This is a genomic window from Agrobacterium fabrum str. C58, from assembly GCF_000092025.1.
Lineage (GTDB): Bacteria > Pseudomonadota > Alphaproteobacteria > Rhizobiales > Rhizobiaceae > Agrobacterium > Agrobacterium fabrum.
Map to the genome: position 1 here is coordinate 463,862 of NC_003064.2, position 16,450 is coordinate 480,311.

The window sequence follows — 16,450 nt, forward strand, 5'->3', positions numbered from 1 at the left end:
GGCGGCCAACCATGCTTGATCCGGTCAGTCATGGAGTGGCGGACACACGAGCGGACGGTCTCGCGGAACACACGCTGTTCATCGCGCTCGCTTATCGTAATCAGTCCCATCTGCTCTCTCCCAGAGGCCAATCAGATCCGGGGAGTGTGACATTCCAACTTTGTAGAAACAGGACATTCTAACTTTGCAGTGGAGAAGCTAACCCAAGTGCACCATGCCTGCGCTTTAGGGTAGGGGATCACCCTCCTTCTTGCAAATGAGCTATGAACACCTCGGCCGGCGTCCTGTATCCAAGGCATTTGCGCGGTTGATCGTTGATATGACGCGTGAGGCGGAGAAGGTCGCGCTGTGACACGACTGCCAGGTCTGTGCTGCCTGGCAGGAAGCGTCGAATTCGCTTGTTGGTATTCTCGACGGTCCCTTTTTGCCAAGGCGCGCTTGGGTCGCAAAACCAGCTGCACGCACCGATCCCTTCCTCCAAAGCCCTGAACCCGGCAAACTCGGTGCCCCGATCAAATGTGAAGCTCTGACGCGCGAATGCCGGCAACAGCGAAAACGCTCTGACGATCTTATCCATGATTGGCCCCGAGTGCCGGCTCGGGTTCTTGATAAGAACGGTGTAGCGGCTCTTGCGCTCCACGAGCGTGGTGACATTGGCATGGCCGAGTGGGCGTTCAAAGATGAGGAGGTCTCCCTCCCAATGTCCAAACTTCGATCTATTTCCAATGAATCAGGCCTTTCGGATATTCGGTGGGTAGAGGGAAACGCACCGTCGCGCGGCTTCCTCGAACGCATTGGGCGACGTTTGCGGCGAGCCTCAGGCAGATACTGATAGAGACCAAGCGCGTAATCTTCCTTGCTGTAGATGAAGCGGTAGATTGTCTCCTTGCATACGCGAATACGACCGAAGCCGTCCGACTGCAGACGTCCGGCAATCTGTTCCGGAGACCAGCGGGCCTCCAACTGGTTGATGATCTCGGCGCGCAAAGCCGGATGGCGCCGCAGCTTTATCAATCGGCGTCGACGGTCTCTGGAGATGTCGTGAGCAACCGTGCTGTAGTAGCCGTCATAATCTGGCAGTTCACGGTCATGAAACGTGTTGCGCTTGATCTCACGGTAAATGGTCGAGCGATGACGGCCAAGCTGACGCGCCATCTCGTTAACGGGAACCTTTGCCGCCACCAGATGATGAAGACGGCGGCGATCGGCAAGGGTGATCTGCGTATAGCATCGGGACATGCCAAAATCTCCAAAGTGAAGCCATTGAAATCATTGGCATGTCGCACTTGAAAATAGAATGTACCCAATTCCCTATTTAGATCGCATAATCTATCTTATGGAACTTTTATTCCGCGATGTCCCGCAGGGCAATGTTGCCATATGCCACATCGCCGATTTAACGTGAATGCCCACTAGATGCGGGCACCGACGGCTTTTTCCAGGTAGACTTCTCGCAACCGCCGGCTGACGGGACCGATCGTCCCGTCGCCGATCATCTGACCGTCGATCGACACGACCGATGTGACGAAGGATGTCGCAGAGGTGATGAAGGCTTCCCGCGCTTCGAGTGCCTCGGCGATCGTGAAGGAGCGCTCGTCGAGAGCATAACCAGCCTCCTCCGCGAAGCGCAGGACGGCGGCGCGTGTTATGCCATGCAGGATATCGGACGACAGGCTGCGCGTGACAATTTTACCGTCGGCAGTGACGATATAGGCATTGGCTGACGAGGCTTCGGTGACCAGCCCGTCCTGCACCAGCCAGGCATCGTCGGCTCCGGCCTCATGGGCCGCATTCTTCGCCATTGACGGATAGAGAAGCTGGACCGTCTTGATGTCACGGCGGCCCCAGCGGATATCGGGAAGCGAGATAACCTTGAGACCACGTTTGGCGAGCGGGCTTTCGAGCACCGGACGAGCCTGGGTGAACATCACCACGACGGGCGGCGTATCCTTCGACGGGAAGTTGAAGTCGCGATCGGCGTTACCGCGCGAGATTTGCATATAGATCAGGCCTTCTTCGACATTATTGTCGGCGACCAGCTTGCGATGAACGGCCAGCAGTTCTTCCGTGCTCATCGGCGTGGGCATGTCGAGCTCCTTGAGGGAGCGAGCAAGACGGATCATGTGGCCATCGAAATCAACGAGCTTGCCGCCAATGATGCAGGTCACTTCGTAGATGGCATCCGCAAACAGATAACCGCGGTCGAAGATCGAAACCTTGCCTTCTGATTCCGCGCAATATTGGCCGTTGACATAGACGATACGTTCAGGAGAGCTCATGTTCATACAGTTCCAGGGAAAGAGGTGACGTTGTAATGATGTGGCGTTCGTACTGGCGCTACGTGCATCAGTACCCGCGCGCCAGATCGACGGTCGGGGGAAGTGCTCCGCTGCTGCGGTAGGTCAGGATATTGCCAGCCACGATAGCGGCCGCCGTTTCCCGATCCGTCGGCGCCGAGATATGCGGTAGCACGGTGATCGCGGGATGATCCCAGAGCTTATTGTCCGGTGGCAGCGGTTCCACATCGAAGACATCAAGCACCGCATGTTTCATGGCGCCGGAATCAAGCGCCCTGATCAGATCGTCTGCGACGACGATGGGTCCGCGGGCGAAATTGATCAGAGATGCGCCCTCCGGCAGCAGGGAAAGGCGCACGGCATCGATAAGCCCACGGGTCTCGTCGGTGAGAGGAAGGAGACAGACCAGAATTTCCGAGCGGCCGAGAAGCTCCTCGAGCCCCCGATCACCATGGAAGGTCTGCACGCCGTCAATCTCCTTGTGGGACCGGCTCCAGCCGATCACATTGAAACCGGCATACCTGAGACGCGCCGCGGATTCCGCGCCGAGAGCGCCCAATCCGAGCAGGCCGATCGTGACATCCTGCGGCCGGCGATAGGCCAGTTGCTGCCAGACGCGCTGGCGCTGGAAATTCGCATAGGCGGGCATGTCGCGAAACAGATAATATGTCCAGGCCAGCACCGCTTCCGCCATGGTTTGGCTCAGCTGCGGATCGACCAGACGCACGATCGGCAGACGGCTTTCACCAAGCTCTGCAACAAGGCGTTCGACACCCGCCCAGACGCTGTGAATCCATTTCAGGTTCGGCAATCTTGCAATATCCGCCGGATCGGGATTGGCGACGATCGCGATGTCGGCCTTTTCCCGTGCCGCCTCATCGAGTTGCCGGAACGGCACGATCGTTTCACCCGGCATTTTCCGTGAAAGCGACGTCAGCCAGAGCCTCTCCGCGTCCTCGCTCATACGTGTCACCAGCACAATCATCGAATGATCTCCTCTTTCGCTGCCTTCGAGTTCAGTGCGCAAAGACGCTGTCGAAATCCCTGAAACCCTTGACTTCGATTGGGTTGCCGCTTGGATCGAAGAAGAACATCGTGCGCTGCTCGCCCGGCTCGCCTTCAAAACGAACGACCGGCGGTATGTCGAAGGCAATGCCGGCATCTTCGAGACGTCTTGCAAGGGCAAACCATGCTTCGAGTTCAAGAACCACGCCGAGATGCGGCATCATCACCATGTGATTGCCGACCTTGCCCGTGCGCGTCGTTTCGAAAGGCTTGCCGAGATGCATGGAAATCTGGTGGCCGAAGAAATCGAAATCGACCCAGGTGTCGGTGCTGCGTCCCTCCTGACATCCCAGAACGCCGCCATAGAAGCGGCGGGTCTCGTCGAGGTCGGTGACGTGATAGGCAAGGTGGAAAAGCGAACGCATGGATGTTTCCTCTCATTTTTTCTGTTGAATGATATCGGCTCACGAAGCCTGTGACTGCCTGCGAAGCGCCGCCTCAAGAAAGGCGACTAGGAGTGGATGCGGCGCATCTGGGCGGGACGATAGTTCGGGATGGCCCTGCATGCCCATATAAAACGGATGGCCGACGACTTCGATTGCATCAACGACAGAGCCGTTCACCCCGCGTGCCGCAACCCGAAGGCCGTGCGTTTCCATATCCCTGACTAGATCCGGATTGAGCCTGTAGCGGTGGTTGCATCGCACGATGGTGCCGTGAGGGATTAGACCGGCCAGTCGCGTGCCGGCAGTGGGCACGGTCTGCTGATCACCTGTGCGATGCTCGGGAAGCGGCCCGCCATCAGCTGTCGTCCCGCCGGCCATGGCCAGAAAAGTCTTGATGCCGACATCCGGATCTGCTTCCGCCAGATTTGCATTGCGGCGACCGAAGGCCCTCCACGCGACGGCAGTCGCCATTGTTTGCATGCCGAGGCAGAGGCCGACGATCGGAAGCTGGTTTTCAAGGGCGAAGGCGGCGACAGCCGTCTGCCCGGCCACGTTTTTCATGTTCGCGCCACCTGGCAGCAGAATGCCCGCATAGGGGCGAAGTGTCTGTTCGGCATAGGCCTCATCGAACCCGACAGGATCGATGAAGTTTATAGCCAGCGGCAGACGCAAACTGTCTGCCGCATCGGCAAGGCTTGCCAAGGCCGCCGGGTAGACATCCACATGGTCGCTCCTTGCACCAACCAGCGCGATCGTCAGTACCGTCTCGGTCGGCGCCTTCGGTTTGTCCAGCCTGATGCGGCCGAACTGATCGCGCCAGGTGATCACTGTCCCGGTCGCGTCATCCGCAAACTGGTGAACGCCGTCGGCAATCCTGATCGTTTCAACCGACACCGCTTGCAGTTGCGCCGCGGCAAAAAGGCCTGCTATCGCGTTGGCGTCAGCCAGGAACGCCGGATGGATCGGAACCACGATATCGGCTTCGCGGGCGGCATCGATCACTGCCTCGATCGGTGCGACAGGTTCGATCGGTTTTCCCGAAAGCCGCTCGAACCAGCAAAGCCCGCTTGCGGCAAGCCCGCCGGACGCGACCACATGCTGTTCCGCGTCCGCATGACGTTTGGTATCGAAGCGCGACGCCAAATGCATGAATCCGCAATTACGTCTGACCGCGACCGCTGCTGCAGCGGCGCCATAAAGTGCCGGACTGCCAGTATCATGGTGAACGAGGATCAAGCCCATCGTCAGATCCTTTTGATGCTGTGGCGTCAGACGATCAGCAGGTTGCGATCGATCGAGCCGAGGGCGCGATAGCCTGTCTCGGTGACGACGATCGTCTCGCTGACGCCAACCGTGAAACGGCCATAGATGCGCAGCGCCGGCGGAAGGTGAAAGGTCATGCCCGGCTGCAGCTCTGTCTTGACGCCGGTATTGAGGCTTAGAATGGCACCCTCGCCCCAATCCGGGGCAAACGATATGCCGACGCTGTAGCCGAGACGTTTCTTGAAGTTGTCCGTATAGCCGGCGCGGTCGATGACCTTCTGGCAGGCGATATGCGGCACTTCGCAGGCGACGCCCGGGCGGATCGTATCGAGCGAGACCTGCAAGGCCTCCTGGCAGGCCTTCATCATGTCAACTGCCTCCCTCGGCGGTTCGCCGATCCAGGCCGAGCGCATCAGCGCCGCATGATAGCGATCATGGCACGCGGCCATCTCCAGAAATGCCGGATCACCGTCGGTGATGGCACGGCGGCGCCAGGTTCCGTGCGGAACCCCCGTGCGCGGACCCACGGAAACGAGCGGCTCCATGCCGAGATATTCCGACCCGGCCGCAATTGCGGACCCCAACATGGCGGAAACGAGATCGTTTTCCGTGGCACCGACGCGAACCGCTGCGAGACCGGCCCGCATGCCCTCGTCGACATAGGCTGCGGCCTTCTCAAGCTTTTCCACTTCGAGCGGCGACTTGATGGCACGGAACCTTTCGATCACGCCTGCCCCATCGCCGATTGTGCCGAGACGGGCCTGAAGTGCTTCATAGACGGCGATCGGCAGGAACCATCCACGCTTGTCTATGGCAATGCGCCTGGAGGCCAGCCCCCGGCTTTCAATAAGCTTCACCAGGAGAGCAAGCGGATCCTCGCCGTCCTGATACACGACCGCATCAGAAATGAAGGTATTGGCGATGAAATTGAAATATTCCAGCTGGCGGATGAGGAAAACCGGATCGCCATCGGCCGGCAGGATCAACGCCTGAAACGTATAATAACCCGGTGTCTGCTGACCGCACAGATAGAAGATATTTTCAGGCCCGGTCACGATCAGCGCATCGAGGCCCGCTGCCGAAAGACCTTCGCGGGCGAGCGCCTGACGGCGCGCATATTCTTCCCTGGGGAAAGCAGATTCCTGCCCCTGAACGATATCGCTCGGTATGCTCATGCTCCAAACTCCTTCACGAGATGCGTCCTTGCCGCATCAAATTCCAAACCCAAACCCGTTGTGGCAGGTCCCTCGACGCCGCCATTTCGATAGACCAGTCCGTCGGCAGCGTCGTTTTCAAGTCCGTCGGCACCGTAAAGCTCGGCAAAGCGGGGACTGACCGCCGCGCTGAGGTGAAGCGCTGCCGCCGTCGCGACCGCACCCTCGTTCATCTGACCCACCATGAACGGAATATTCGCATTCGAAAGCCGCTTTGCCGCAGCAAGGCTTGCCGCGATACCACCCAGTTTCACCAGTTTCAGATGCGCCCAGAGACGTCCATTCAAGGCCACGATCGCATCGATATCGGCCGATGTCGCAACACTTTCATCCAGCATCAGCGGCACCGGGCTGGCCTCGGCCAGACGGCCCAAAATATCCCAGTCGCCCGGCGCAACCGGCTGCTCCACATAGGCGAGCCCGAAACGAGCGAGCGCCATCAGGTTTTCACTGGCCTCCGTCTCGCTCCATGCCCCGTTGGCATCGATTGCAAGCTTGACCTCGTCACCGAAATTCTGCCGGAGGGCCTCAAGACGCGCGATGTCGGCTGCGAAGTCTCCACCACCGACACGAACCTTCAGGTCGCGGAAACCGCGTGCCACATAGGTTCCGGCCTGCGCGAGAAACCGCTCGGTCGAAGATATGAAGAGCGTCTGATTGGTGGCGTAACGCACCATCGATCCCGCCTTGCCGCCGAGCATGGCACAAACGGTAACGCCGTTGCTTCGGGCAACGAGATCGTGAAGGGCGATATCGATCAGCATGGACACCGGAGCGATCACGTCCGTGCGCGCCGCCAGTTCAGCCTGCATCGCCGCCGGTTCCTGCGACCAGTCCATATCACCCAGGGTCAGCAATGCCTGCTCGACACAGACCTCCGGGCTGATCCCGTTCAGATAGGCGATATTAATACGAACCTCGCCGATACCGATGTGGCCACCATGTTCAAGCCGCAGATAAAGCGTGTCGAGCCCGGCAATTGGGCCGGAGGCAGCCGTATGGAGGAGGAGCCCGTCGCAATATTGGAGCGTGGCCCTGTGCAGAGAGGCTCTCATGGGTTTGGCCGCAGCATCTTTCTGGCAACGTCGCGGTAGATGACGCTGCAGGTGACGAACTCATCCAGCGGCACGAATTCGTCAGCCTTGTGGGCAACCGAAAGGCTGCCCGGTCCAATGACGGTACCCTGCGCGCCGAGCGAGCGGAAATGCACGAGGTCGCAGCCACCCTGAAACCCGAATGGGCCGGGGTCGGAGGTGCCGCTCGCCCTACAGGCCTCCAGACTTGCGGCCACGATCGACTGGTCGGCCGCCGTTTCCGTCGCGCTGCCGGTCGTCGCCTTGTAATCAACGATTTCCGCCTTCACGCCAAACCGGTCGTAGGCATCCTTCAGAAGCGTGGCAAATTCCTGCTTGACGGCGTCCTCGCTTTCACCCGGCACCATACGCCGGTCGAGTAGTAGGTCGCAGGAGCCGGGAAGAACGTTATCCGCATGACCACCGGAAATACGCGTAACCGTCAGGCTCGCCTCGCCGACGAGCGGGTGCGTCCGCTTGCGGACGACATTGTTGTGGAACGCCTCGACCAGTGTCAGAAGCTGGCCGGCTCGATAGATCGCGTTGTCGCCGAGATGCGGCGTGCCGGAATGCGCGGTGACGCCGTGTACACGCACGACCGGGCGCAGACTGCCCTTATGTGCGGAATAGGTCGTGTTGGACGTAGGTTCGCCGACCACGGCAAAATCGATCTTCGGTCTCGCGGCGGCGTAATATTTGGCGCCTTCGCTGGCGATCTCCTCATCCCCGACAAAAACACCGAGAAGTGTGCCGGACCATGCCGTGCGGTCTGCCGCCAGCATCCGCATCGCTTCGATCATCGCGATCAGCGGTCCCTTGCAGTCACAGGCGCCGCGACCGAAGAGCTTGCCATCGTCCTCCCGCAGGATGAAAGCGTCGGTTGTCCAGCCGTCGCCTGCTGGAACCGTGTCCATATGCGTGTTGAAGGCGAAAACCGGACCGGGGCCGTTCTCAATCCTCGCCTCCACGTTGAAACGGCCCGGCTTGTATTCGGTCAGCGACACCGAAAACCCTTCGTCCTTCAAAAGGCGCTCAACGTAGACGGCAACATCCGCTTCACCGCCGGGCGGATTTTCGCTGCGGATCGCGATGATTTCGGCGAGCTCGCGTTTCATGCGCGCGATATCTGGCATAATGGTCATGATAACATTTCACCTAGTGCAATATCTGGTCGAGGAAGCGTGTGGCCCGTTCGTTCACGGTTCCGCCGAAAAAGGAATCGCGCGGTGCGTTTTCAATCACCTCGCCATTTTCCATGAAGACGATCTGGTCCGCTGCGCGCTTGGCAAAGCCCATTTCATGGGTCACGACGATGCTGGTCATGCCCTCGCTGCTGAGTTCGGCCATCACATCCAGCACTTCGCGGATCATTTCCGGGTCCAGCGCCGAGGTCGGTTCGTCATAGAGCATCAGTTTCGGTTTCATGGCGAGGGCCCTTGCAATCGCGATACGCTGCTGCTGGCCACCGGACAGTTCGTCAGGAAAGAAATCGGCGCGTTCGGGGATGCGTACTTTCTTCAGAAGATCCATGGCGATGTCATGGGCATCGCTGCGGCTCATGCCGAGTACCTTCATCGGTGCGAGCATGATGTTTTCGATAGCGGTCAGATGTTGGAAAAGTTCGAAATTCTGGAACACCATGCCGATCTGGCGGCGGATTTTCGGAGCCTGACGCAATTCCCGGGCGATATCGTCGCCCTCGAAGAAGATATTGCCGTCATCGGCGGGCTCGAGCAGGTTGATGCATCGCAGCAGCGTCGACTTGCCGGATCCCGAGGGGCCAATGATGACCATGGTTTCGCGGCTGTGCACGTTGAGGCTGCACGACTTGAGGATTTTGAGGTCGCCAAAGCTCTTGTTGATCCCCATGATCTCGAGCAAAGGCTTTTCTTCGCGGCTATTCATGGATGTTTCCTTCATCGCGCATCTGTCTTTGCGGTGAGCGCGGCAAGACGCGCCATCAATGAAACAGAACGGCGTTTTCCACGCGGACGTTTGCGGTCGAGTGCTCGTTCGAGGAGATATTGAAAGCCCATGAAGATGGAGGTGAGCGCCAGATAATAGATACCCGCAGCTGTCAGAGCCTCGAAATACTTGAAGTTGGAACTCGCTGTCTGATTGGCGACAAGCAACAGTTCCTCGACCGCAACAACAGATACGAGGGCGCTCGTCTTTAGCATCCCGATCATCTGGTTGCCGGTCGGCGGCAAGACGATGCGGGCGGCCTGCGGTATGACGATGTAACACATCACGGCAAACCGGGTCATGCCGAGCGCAAGGCCCGCCGTGCGCTGACCTTTCTTGACCGCCTGCAGGCCCGAGCGAATGATCTCTGCCATATAGGCACCTTCATTCAGGGACAGCGCGATGACGGCACTGACAAAGGCCGACAACATCACACCGAAGGTCGGCAGGACGTTGTAAATGAATATGATCTGGAACAGGACCGGCGTACCGCGAAACAACCACAGATAAACGAGCGTGAATATCTGCAGTGGCCTGATGCGGGATTCCTGCAGAAGCGCCACGATGAGGCCCGCGATCATTCCGAAGAACAACGACGTCACCGTGATGACCAGTGTCAGCAATGCGCCATGGAAGAAAGCGGGCGAGAAGACATAGTCGAAGACCAGATCAAGTGACATCCCGCTCTCCTTTTCTCTTTATTGCCGAACAGGTCAGTTGAAGATCGCTACCGATGCGGGCAGCTTCCACTTTTCGATCAGGGACTTGTATGTGCCGTCTGCGACGATCTCGCCCAGCGCATCCTTGATCGCCTTCTGCACGGCGGCATCACCCTTGCGTGTCGCCATGCCGATGCTGGTATTCGATTCAAACTCCTCGCCGACGGTCTCATAAACACCGGGAACAGAACTCTGCAGAACAACGGCGCCGGGGGTGGAATCGAAGGTGGCATCTGCACGCCCCTGACGAAGGGTCAGCGCCGAGTCCTGGGCTGTCGGGAAAGTCAGCACCTTCACACCCTCAAGGCCCTTTGCCTTGCACCGCGTATCGTCTGCGCGCGCCTGGCTTTCCTGAATGCCGCCGAGGGTTACGGAAACGGTTTTGCCGCACAGGCTGTCATCCCGGCCGGTGATCTTCTTCGGATTGCCTGCCTGTACCAGCACCATATTGCCGATCTTCAGGTAGGGAATGAAATCGACTTGCTCCGAGCGGGCCGGATTGATGTACATGGCCGAATTGATGAGATCGATACGTCCACCGATCAGCGCGGGAATAAGCCCCTTGAACTCCATGTTCATCGGCTTCGCCTCAGCCTTCAGCTTCTTGGAAAGAGCCGAAATGAGATCGATGTCGAAGCCGGTGAGTTGATCGCCCTTCTGGAATTCGAATGGAGCGAACGTCGCGGCGACGCCATATGTCAGGGCGCCCTTTTCCACCAACCCGGTGCCGGGCAGTTCAGCAGCAGATGCCGAGGCGGCAATTCCAAGCGGTACAATCAATGCGGCGAGAATGGTCTTGAGCATGCGCGTTCCCTTATTGTTGTATCAGCATTGCATTTTATGAGCACAACAATACAATTCTGAAAATTCGAGAGTCAAGCAATAATGTTAAATATTGCGCAATTCTTGACTTTGCCTATTTTTTGAACAAAAGGCTAAAATCACGCCAAAATCGCATCATTTAGACCTATACATGTATTCCAGGCCCCTCCACCACTGAGGCGATTATTGATGATGGACTTTTTCTCACGAATAGCTTTTAGTTTGGCCTCACCAGAAAGAGCCTCACGATTGTACAAGATGTCGAATGGAGATACAAAACTGACGCCAGCCATAACCACCAATGCGCAGCAGGGTCGACATCGCCTTGCCAACCAGATTCTCGACCTTATCCGCGACGCGAAATTCGAGATCGGGCATCACCTGCGCGAACAGCAGCTCGGCGATATGCTGGGTGTGTCGCGCACACCAGTCAGAGCGGCACTCAACCTGCTGGCCGAACGCGGTATTGTCGAGGCGAGGAAAAACCAGGGATTCTTTCTGAAGGCCCAGCAGGGCGCTCTCCACCGCACCGAAGTGGAGGTACCCGCCACCGCGGATCAGGATCTCTACACGCGCATCGTCGAGGACAGGCTTTCGGGCGCGCTTGGCGACAGCATCACCCAGGTTGAAATGACAAGGCGCTACATGGTCGATCGCGCCCTGTTGCAGCGGACGCTCGCCCATCTGGTCAATGACGGCCTGCTTTCGCGCAATCGCGGACGCGGCTGGACTTTTCGACCGACCCTCGATTCCGAGATGGCGTTGCGTGACAGTTATGATTACCGCAGCACCTTGGAGCCGGCCGGCCTGCTTCTTGGCAGTTTCCAGGTCGACGCCGGCCTTTTGGAGCGCTCCCGCCTCGAGCATCTCTATCTTGAAGGCCATCCCGAGATCGCGGGCGTCGACCCCCGCCAGCTATTTGAAACGGATGCCCAGTTTCATGAAATGATCGCGGCATTCAGCGGCAACATGTTCTTTCTGCAAGCCATCCAGCAACAGAACAGGTTGAGGCGGCTTCTCGAATTTGGCGGATATTCAAACCGTCGTCGCGTCCGGGACTGGTGCCGCGAGCATCTGGATATAATCGCTGCAATCTTAGAGGGCGACAGGTTAAGGGCATCGAAGCTGATGTTAAATCATCTTAGTGCTGCAAGGGGAGCCGCACGCCACTATCCGAAGTCCGACTAGAAGCAATAAACCGTAAGACGATAAAAAGTACGGGCAACAGGAAATGCTTAAAACCGTCCGCTTCGCCGAAGCGCTAGGCAGAAAAGAGTGAAGGCGTGGCAACATCCGCCTGCATACGGGCCATTAGCCTCTCATATTCTTTTTCCGGAGCGCCATAGGTTATGGTGGCGACCTCTTCCAAAATGCTGCGATTGATGATCCGGACGTTTCCGCGTCTGGCACGAATAGCATGGATGCCTTCTAGAACATGTAATTCGTTGGTGATCCCCGGCCGCCTTACCCCAAGAACTGTCGAGAGAAATTCATGGGTAATGGGCAGATTATCCGTATCGAGCCGATCATGACACATCAGCAGCCAGCGCGCGAGCCTCTCCCGCAGACCATATTGCCCATTTGCAAGGACAAGATGCCCGACCTGAAGCAGGCAGATATTGATATAGCCCAGCAAGAGCTCGCGTAAGCGCGTGTCCTCGTCCATTGCCCGTCGTATTTCAACAGTCGTGATCAGGAAGCCCCGACCGCCCACACACATGATGGTTTCACTCGGCGTCGTTTCCGCGCCCAGCAGAGCGGGCCAGCCTGTGATACCCTCTCGCCCGACCAGCACAGTCTCAATGCTCTTGCCACCGTCATCACGGACAATGGTCGATGCCAAGCCGCTTTCGATAAAACAGAGATGTGAAATAAGCATGTCAGAGGTGACGAGCCGATGTCCCATGGGCAAATCAACGGGCTCCATTCGCGATACAAGCCGCGCGAGCCCTTCTTTGCCGATGATTTGCAATAGTCGATTATAAACGCAAAAACCTGATTCAAGCATAGCGGTTAGTCTGGTTCGCCCCTCTGCTCGAAAACATCAACCTGCAATCATATTAGCAGCGGAAAATCGAATGAAAACAGTGAGTACGTTTCCGTACAAACGCGCGGGAACTCGATTCTATGAGTGACGAGACGGGCCAAAATTCCAAACTCAGGCGCATGTTCGACGCAACATCACAACTGAACTGTCGTCGGGTCTCCCCGCCCCGCTCGAAATTCTGGTTGATGGCCGGACGAGCGGGCCTAACGCCTTGGCCAACCCGCAACGTCTGCCACCTGCTTCCAGTCCGGAAGCGTCAGCACGTCATAGCTTTTGTCGCAGAACTCCTCTGAGACGACTTAGCCCAGCCGAGCTGCAGAAGGAACAAGCTGTTCCCATCATGGTTAGGGACCACCGGACAGGGAGGTTCGAACACCATGCAAAAGAACATCGAATACCAGATCATGGCCCATGAAAACGGGTGGGCCGTTGTCGTCTGTGACGTCATAGGGGGCACTTACCCCAGCAGACACCTTGCTCTTGCGGCCGCAAAGCAGTTGGAGAGCGAGGTAGTTTCGACGGAAGAAGCGGAGCACTTGGGTGCAATTGCGCATCTGACCCTAACTGATGCAGTCGCATCCGACCGGTTGCGAATCTCGTGCCAGATGACGGTGGCTGTGTCTTATCAGGTGGATATCCCTTGCGACGCGGAAGCGGAGAAGTCAGCGTTCCATCGTTGATCGCTGGACCATATCTGAGAGCCGGGAGGGGCTAGGTTGGGCGGCGGAGGTGCATTGTCCAAACGCGTCCGGGATACGTTCCCGTAGAAAAACAGAATCCACCACGATGGCAGGAGGGAAATATGAGGAACTCACAGATCCTGACCGTTTTCCACGTGCGGTCGTGCCGCCTCGACCGCCATAATCTATGGCGAAGGGGCGAGAATTTCAGATCGAGCCCTTCAATCGTCGGCGCCCAACCTGCGCGACTTGGTACTCTTCGCGGCGCAATAGTCTTTCTGATACAGTCGTCCCTCGTACTTATTTCGATTAAATTGGGTGACAGAAGCTGGAATCTCATCGATCGAGCGTTATGGTTGGTAACAGGCACACGCATGCCGTAGTATCCGAGGAGCAAAGCGTGGAGACTGTCAAACGCCTCACCGTCGCAATCATCGGCATGGCCGATACCTTAACATCGCAGATCAGGACAGCCTGGTGTCACGCCCAGATCGACCTTGAGGGACCTTACTCCGCCAGCTTCATAGAACGTGAAGATGTTCTCAAATTCGTCGCCGCGATCATCGACGTTCGCTATGAGGCCGACGTCATGCTGCGCCTGACCGAGCAACTTGACGGAGAAGCCATCCCGTATCTTTTTTTCGTGCCGGAAACGGTTATCGACAGTGAGCCTGGACCTTTTGTCCTATCCGGACGTTCAGAAGACATCGCGAATATTGTTTCCGCCTTAACCGCGCAAGGCGGAGGCGTTCGGCACTAAAGCGAGGCATCTTATGCTGAAACGACCTGACGGCCATAATGAAGCAAATATTTTGCTGTCTCTTTTGCCCGATGATGTTCGACATGACGTTATGAGCGTGTGCAGACCGGTCAAGTTAAACTTGGGTGATATGCTGATTTCCGCAGGTGCACCTATCGAGCGTGTTTTTTTTCCATCATCCGGCATAGCCTCCATTGTTGTGGTTTCCAGATCGGGGCGTAAGACCGAAGCGGGACTCGTTGGAAAAGAGGGGTTTGTGCCAACGGGAGCCTTGGCTGGCGCACAAACAAATCTGACCGAAATAGTAGTGCAGGCCCCGGGCGAAGCGCTTTTCGTGGAAAGAGGATCGTTTGACGCACTTCGCGCACGACATAGAATTTTTTCGGACATCCTGGTCTGCGCTGTACACGCCTCAAGAACACAGGTGGAATGCACCGCTTCTTCCAATGCTACGCAGTCTGTAACGGAGCGACTCGCCCGGTGGCTTCTGATGTGCCACGACCGCGTACACGGAGATTGCTTGCGCCTGACCCACGACTTTTTATCCACAATGCTGGCGGTGAGGCGCGCGAGTGTGACAGATGCCCTGCACGTTCTCGAAAGCCACGGGTTTATCCGTTCCGAAAGAGGAAGAATCACGATTAGGAACCGCGAGACTCTCGAAATATATGCACATGATCTCTATGGTTTGCCCGAGGAGGAGAATAATCGCATGCTCGCCCACTTTCTGCGCGAATACCGGTCCGACGTTGCGCTCGGCGACTTAACCGCTTCCTAGAACGGCGAGGGTCAATAGACCGCACCTTCGCTGCTTTCATCATTGGTACGCTTCCGTACATTTACCTTTACTTTTTTCTCTATAATATAAATGCATCATCCTTCACGCTGTGAAGCGCCGAGCGCGTTTCAAGGAGGTGAAATGCACGAGCATCACTATTATCAACGTTCCGGAATTTTTCTGAACGAAGACATTAATGTCGTGAAGTCTGCGTACGAAACTGTTCTGTCCGCCGAGCCAGATTCCGCTTTATCGGCAACGGACGTCGCCCGTTATGTCCTGAAAATGTATGATCGTGGTGTTGTTGATCCCTCGAAACTTCAAGGGCTCGCAGTTCTCTATTTTCGAACAAAATTACGTGTCGGCTGATGGCAGGCAACCATCTCGCCCAACTCAGAGGCGGTTTCTCGTTAAGGCGTTTCTACTTTTTCGGGACAGCGCGACCGTTTTTCTGGTTTTACTACCCAGTTTTCGGGTGCCTCGCAGGCACAAGTCAATGGGGTGTTCCCACTCGATCTAGCTTTTGCCGTAGCGACTCCCTTGCCCTGTTGACACGACTTTTGATGGTGCCCACGCGGCAACCACAAATGGCCGCGGCATCGGAATAACTTGTTCCTCCGGCTATGAGCAGCAACGCTTTTTTCTGATCTTTGTCGAGTTCAAGGATGGCTCGCATCACTTCTTGGTGCTGCAGACGCCATTCCTGGTCCGCAGGAATAGACATTGATTGCTCTATACCGACCGGCAAACCAACACATTCCCGTCTGGACACCTTGTAGCGAGTGCAGAAAGTATTGCGCAAAATGGTGAAGAGCCACGATTTCAGTGCTGTGCCGGGGGTAAAGCCCTGCAACGATCGAAATCCCCGCAACATTGTCTCCTGCACAAGATCGTTGACATCATCTTCGTTTCTGACGAAGCGACGCGCAAAAGCCGTCAGGGCTGGTGCCAGATCCGCAATGCCGCTCCGCAAAACCTCAAGCTGCGCTTCGGTCAACGTGTTCCCAGGCGCTCCACTCACAGCGTGCTTGGCCATTTTCCCATCCTTTCACTAAGTGGGAAATGCCTACGTGTCGGCTTGGTTGCTGTACGCCAACGTACAATTGCGACATCCACCTGCGGGCGTTGATCGGGACTGCGATGCCTCTGCTCGATTACGCGGTCCGGGATGTTGACCGCACACAATTGGCGGCTTGCTTCGCTATCGTAGAACGAACGTTCCGTACCTCACCCACACCGGCGTCGTTGGATTTGCTCGACCAATGCACTTGGGAGTGCAGGCAGCGCCTTCAAGATCTGACGTTCGGCGAAATAGATATCCTTCAACGTGTCGAGGAAAAGATCTTCCAATGTCTTCTCAGCCATTTCGGTCTCCTGTTGG

General features: G+C 57.1%; 17 protein-coding genes and 2 pseudogenes. 5 read left to right on the forward strand and 14 right to left on the reverse strand.

What is annotated here, in order from left to right; translation table 11 throughout:
• Positions 1–238: 238 nt before the first annotated feature.
• The 11 genes and pseudogenes from ATU_RS26130 to ATU_RS26180 all read right to left on the reverse strand — a co-directional run bounded on the left by ATU_RS26130 (position 239) and on the right by ATU_RS26180 (position 10,786).
• Positions 239–1,239: pseudogene (locus ATU_RS26130) on the reverse strand (IS30 family transposase).
• Between the two features lie 173 nt (positions 1,240–1,412).
• Positions 1,413–2,285, reverse strand: a complete 873-nt coding sequence (locus ATU_RS26135; protein ID WP_010974702.1) for a D-amino-acid transaminase — start codon at positions 2,283–2,285, stop codon at positions 1,413–1,415.
• A 61-nt stretch (positions 2,286–2,346) separates the two neighbouring features.
• The gene (locus ATU_RS26140) at positions 2,347–3,282 is read right to left on the reverse strand and encodes a 2-hydroxyacid dehydrogenase (protein WP_010974703.1); all 936 of its coding nucleotides are present in this window, start codon (positions 3,280–3,282) and stop codon (positions 2,347–2,349) included.
• A gap of 31 nt (positions 3,283–3,313) precedes the next feature.
• Complete coding sequence (locus ATU_RS26145; RefSeq protein WP_006313628.1) at positions 3,314–3,727, reverse strand: VOC family protein; 414 nt, start codon at positions 3,725–3,727, stop codon at positions 3,314–3,316.
• A gap of 39 nt (positions 3,728–3,766) precedes the next feature.
• Complete coding sequence (locus tag ATU_RS26150; protein ID WP_010974704.1) at positions 3,767–4,990, reverse strand: glutamine amidotransferase-related protein; 1,224 nt, start codon at positions 4,988–4,990, stop codon at positions 3,767–3,769.
• Positions 4,991–5,016: 26 nt separating this feature from the next.
• The gene (locus tag ATU_RS26155; protein ID WP_010974705.1) at positions 5,017–6,186 is read right to left on the reverse strand and encodes a M24 family metallopeptidase; all 1,170 of its coding nucleotides are present in this window, start codon (positions 6,184–6,186) and stop codon (positions 5,017–5,019) included.
• Entirely contained in the window at positions 6,183–7,280 is a 1,098-nt protein-coding gene (locus tag ATU_RS26160; RefSeq protein ID WP_010974706.1) for a mandelate racemase/muconate lactonizing enzyme family protein, read from the reverse strand. The genes ATU_RS26155 and ATU_RS26160 overlap by 4 nt, the downstream gene beginning before the upstream one ends.
• Positions 7,277–8,440: a M20 family metallopeptidase gene (locus tag ATU_RS26165; protein WP_010974707.1), complete on the reverse strand. Its 1,164-nt coding sequence runs from the start codon at positions 8,438–8,440 to the stop codon at positions 7,277–7,279. The genes ATU_RS26160 and ATU_RS26165 overlap by 4 nt, the downstream gene beginning before the upstream one ends.
• A 13-nt stretch (positions 8,441–8,453) precedes the next feature.
• Positions 8,454–9,218, reverse strand: a complete 765-nt coding sequence (locus ATU_RS26170) for an amino acid ABC transporter ATP-binding protein (protein WP_006313623.1) — start codon at positions 9,216–9,218, stop codon at positions 8,454–8,456.
• A complete protein-coding gene (locus tag ATU_RS26175) occupies positions 9,215–9,943 on the reverse strand; it encodes an amino acid ABC transporter permease (RefSeq protein WP_006313622.1) in 729 nt (242 codons plus the stop codon). The genes ATU_RS26170 and ATU_RS26175 overlap by 4 nt, the downstream gene beginning before the upstream one ends.
• Before the next feature lie 33 nt (positions 9,944–9,976).
• Positions 9,977–10,786, reverse strand: a complete 810-nt coding sequence (locus ATU_RS26180) for an ABC transporter substrate-binding protein (protein ID WP_010974708.1) — start codon at positions 10,784–10,786, stop codon at positions 9,977–9,979.
• A gap of 276 nt (positions 10,787–11,062) precedes the next feature.
• Between ATU_RS26180 and ATU_RS26185 the strand changes: the two genes are divergently transcribed.
• Positions 11,063–11,992, forward strand: coding sequence for a GntR family transcriptional regulator (locus ATU_RS26185; protein WP_169539105.1), 930 nt, complete (start codon positions 11,063–11,065; stop codon positions 11,990–11,992).
• Positions 11,993–12,065: 73 nt separating this feature from the next.
• On the opposite strand, the gene ATU_RS26190 is transcribed toward ATU_RS26185, so the two are convergent.
• The gene (locus ATU_RS26190; RefSeq protein ID WP_010974710.1) at positions 12,066–12,812 is read right to left on the reverse strand and encodes a Crp/Fnr family transcriptional regulator; all 747 of its coding nucleotides are present in this window, start codon (positions 12,810–12,812) and stop codon (positions 12,066–12,068) included.
• Positions 12,813–13,228: 416 nt separating this feature from the next.
• Here ATU_RS26190 and ATU_RS26195 point away from each other — a divergent pair, with 416 nt between their 5' ends.
• The 4 genes from ATU_RS26195 to ATU_RS26210 all read left to right on the forward strand — a co-directional run bounded on the left by ATU_RS26195 (position 13,229) and on the right by ATU_RS26210 (position 15,438).
• The gene (locus ATU_RS26195) at positions 13,229–13,531 is read left to right on the forward strand and encodes a hypothetical protein (RefSeq protein ID WP_010974711.1); all 303 of its coding nucleotides are present in this window, start codon (positions 13,229–13,231) and stop codon (positions 13,529–13,531) included.
• Between the two features lie 400 nt (positions 13,532–13,931).
• Positions 13,932–14,291, forward strand: coding sequence for a hypothetical protein (locus tag ATU_RS26200; protein ID WP_035258201.1), 360 nt, complete (start codon positions 13,932–13,934; stop codon positions 14,289–14,291).
• 13 nt (positions 14,292–14,304) lie between these two features.
• Positions 14,305–15,069, forward strand: a complete 765-nt coding sequence (locus tag ATU_RS26205; protein ID WP_010974714.1) for a Crp/Fnr family transcriptional regulator — start codon at positions 14,305–14,307, stop codon at positions 15,067–15,069.
• 141 nt (positions 15,070–15,210) lie between these two features.
• Positions 15,211–15,438, forward strand: a complete 228-nt coding sequence (locus ATU_RS26210) for a hypothetical protein (RefSeq protein WP_006313615.1) — start codon at positions 15,211–15,213, stop codon at positions 15,436–15,438.
• A gap of 124 nt (positions 15,439–15,562) precedes the next feature.
• Here ATU_RS26210 and ATU_RS26215 read toward each other — a convergent pair whose 3' ends face one another.
• Both ATU_RS26215 and ATU_RS26220 read right to left on the reverse strand, forming a co-directional pair.
• Positions 15,563–16,105, reverse strand: coding sequence for a sigma-70 family RNA polymerase sigma factor (locus ATU_RS26215; protein ID WP_010974715.1), 543 nt, complete (start codon positions 16,103–16,105; stop codon positions 15,563–15,565).
• A gap of 227 nt (positions 16,106–16,332) precedes the next feature.
• Positions 16,333–16,434 (reverse strand): annotated as a pseudogene (locus ATU_RS26220) (DUF892 family protein); the annotation flags it as partial.
• Positions 16,435–16,450: the final 16 nt, after the last annotated feature.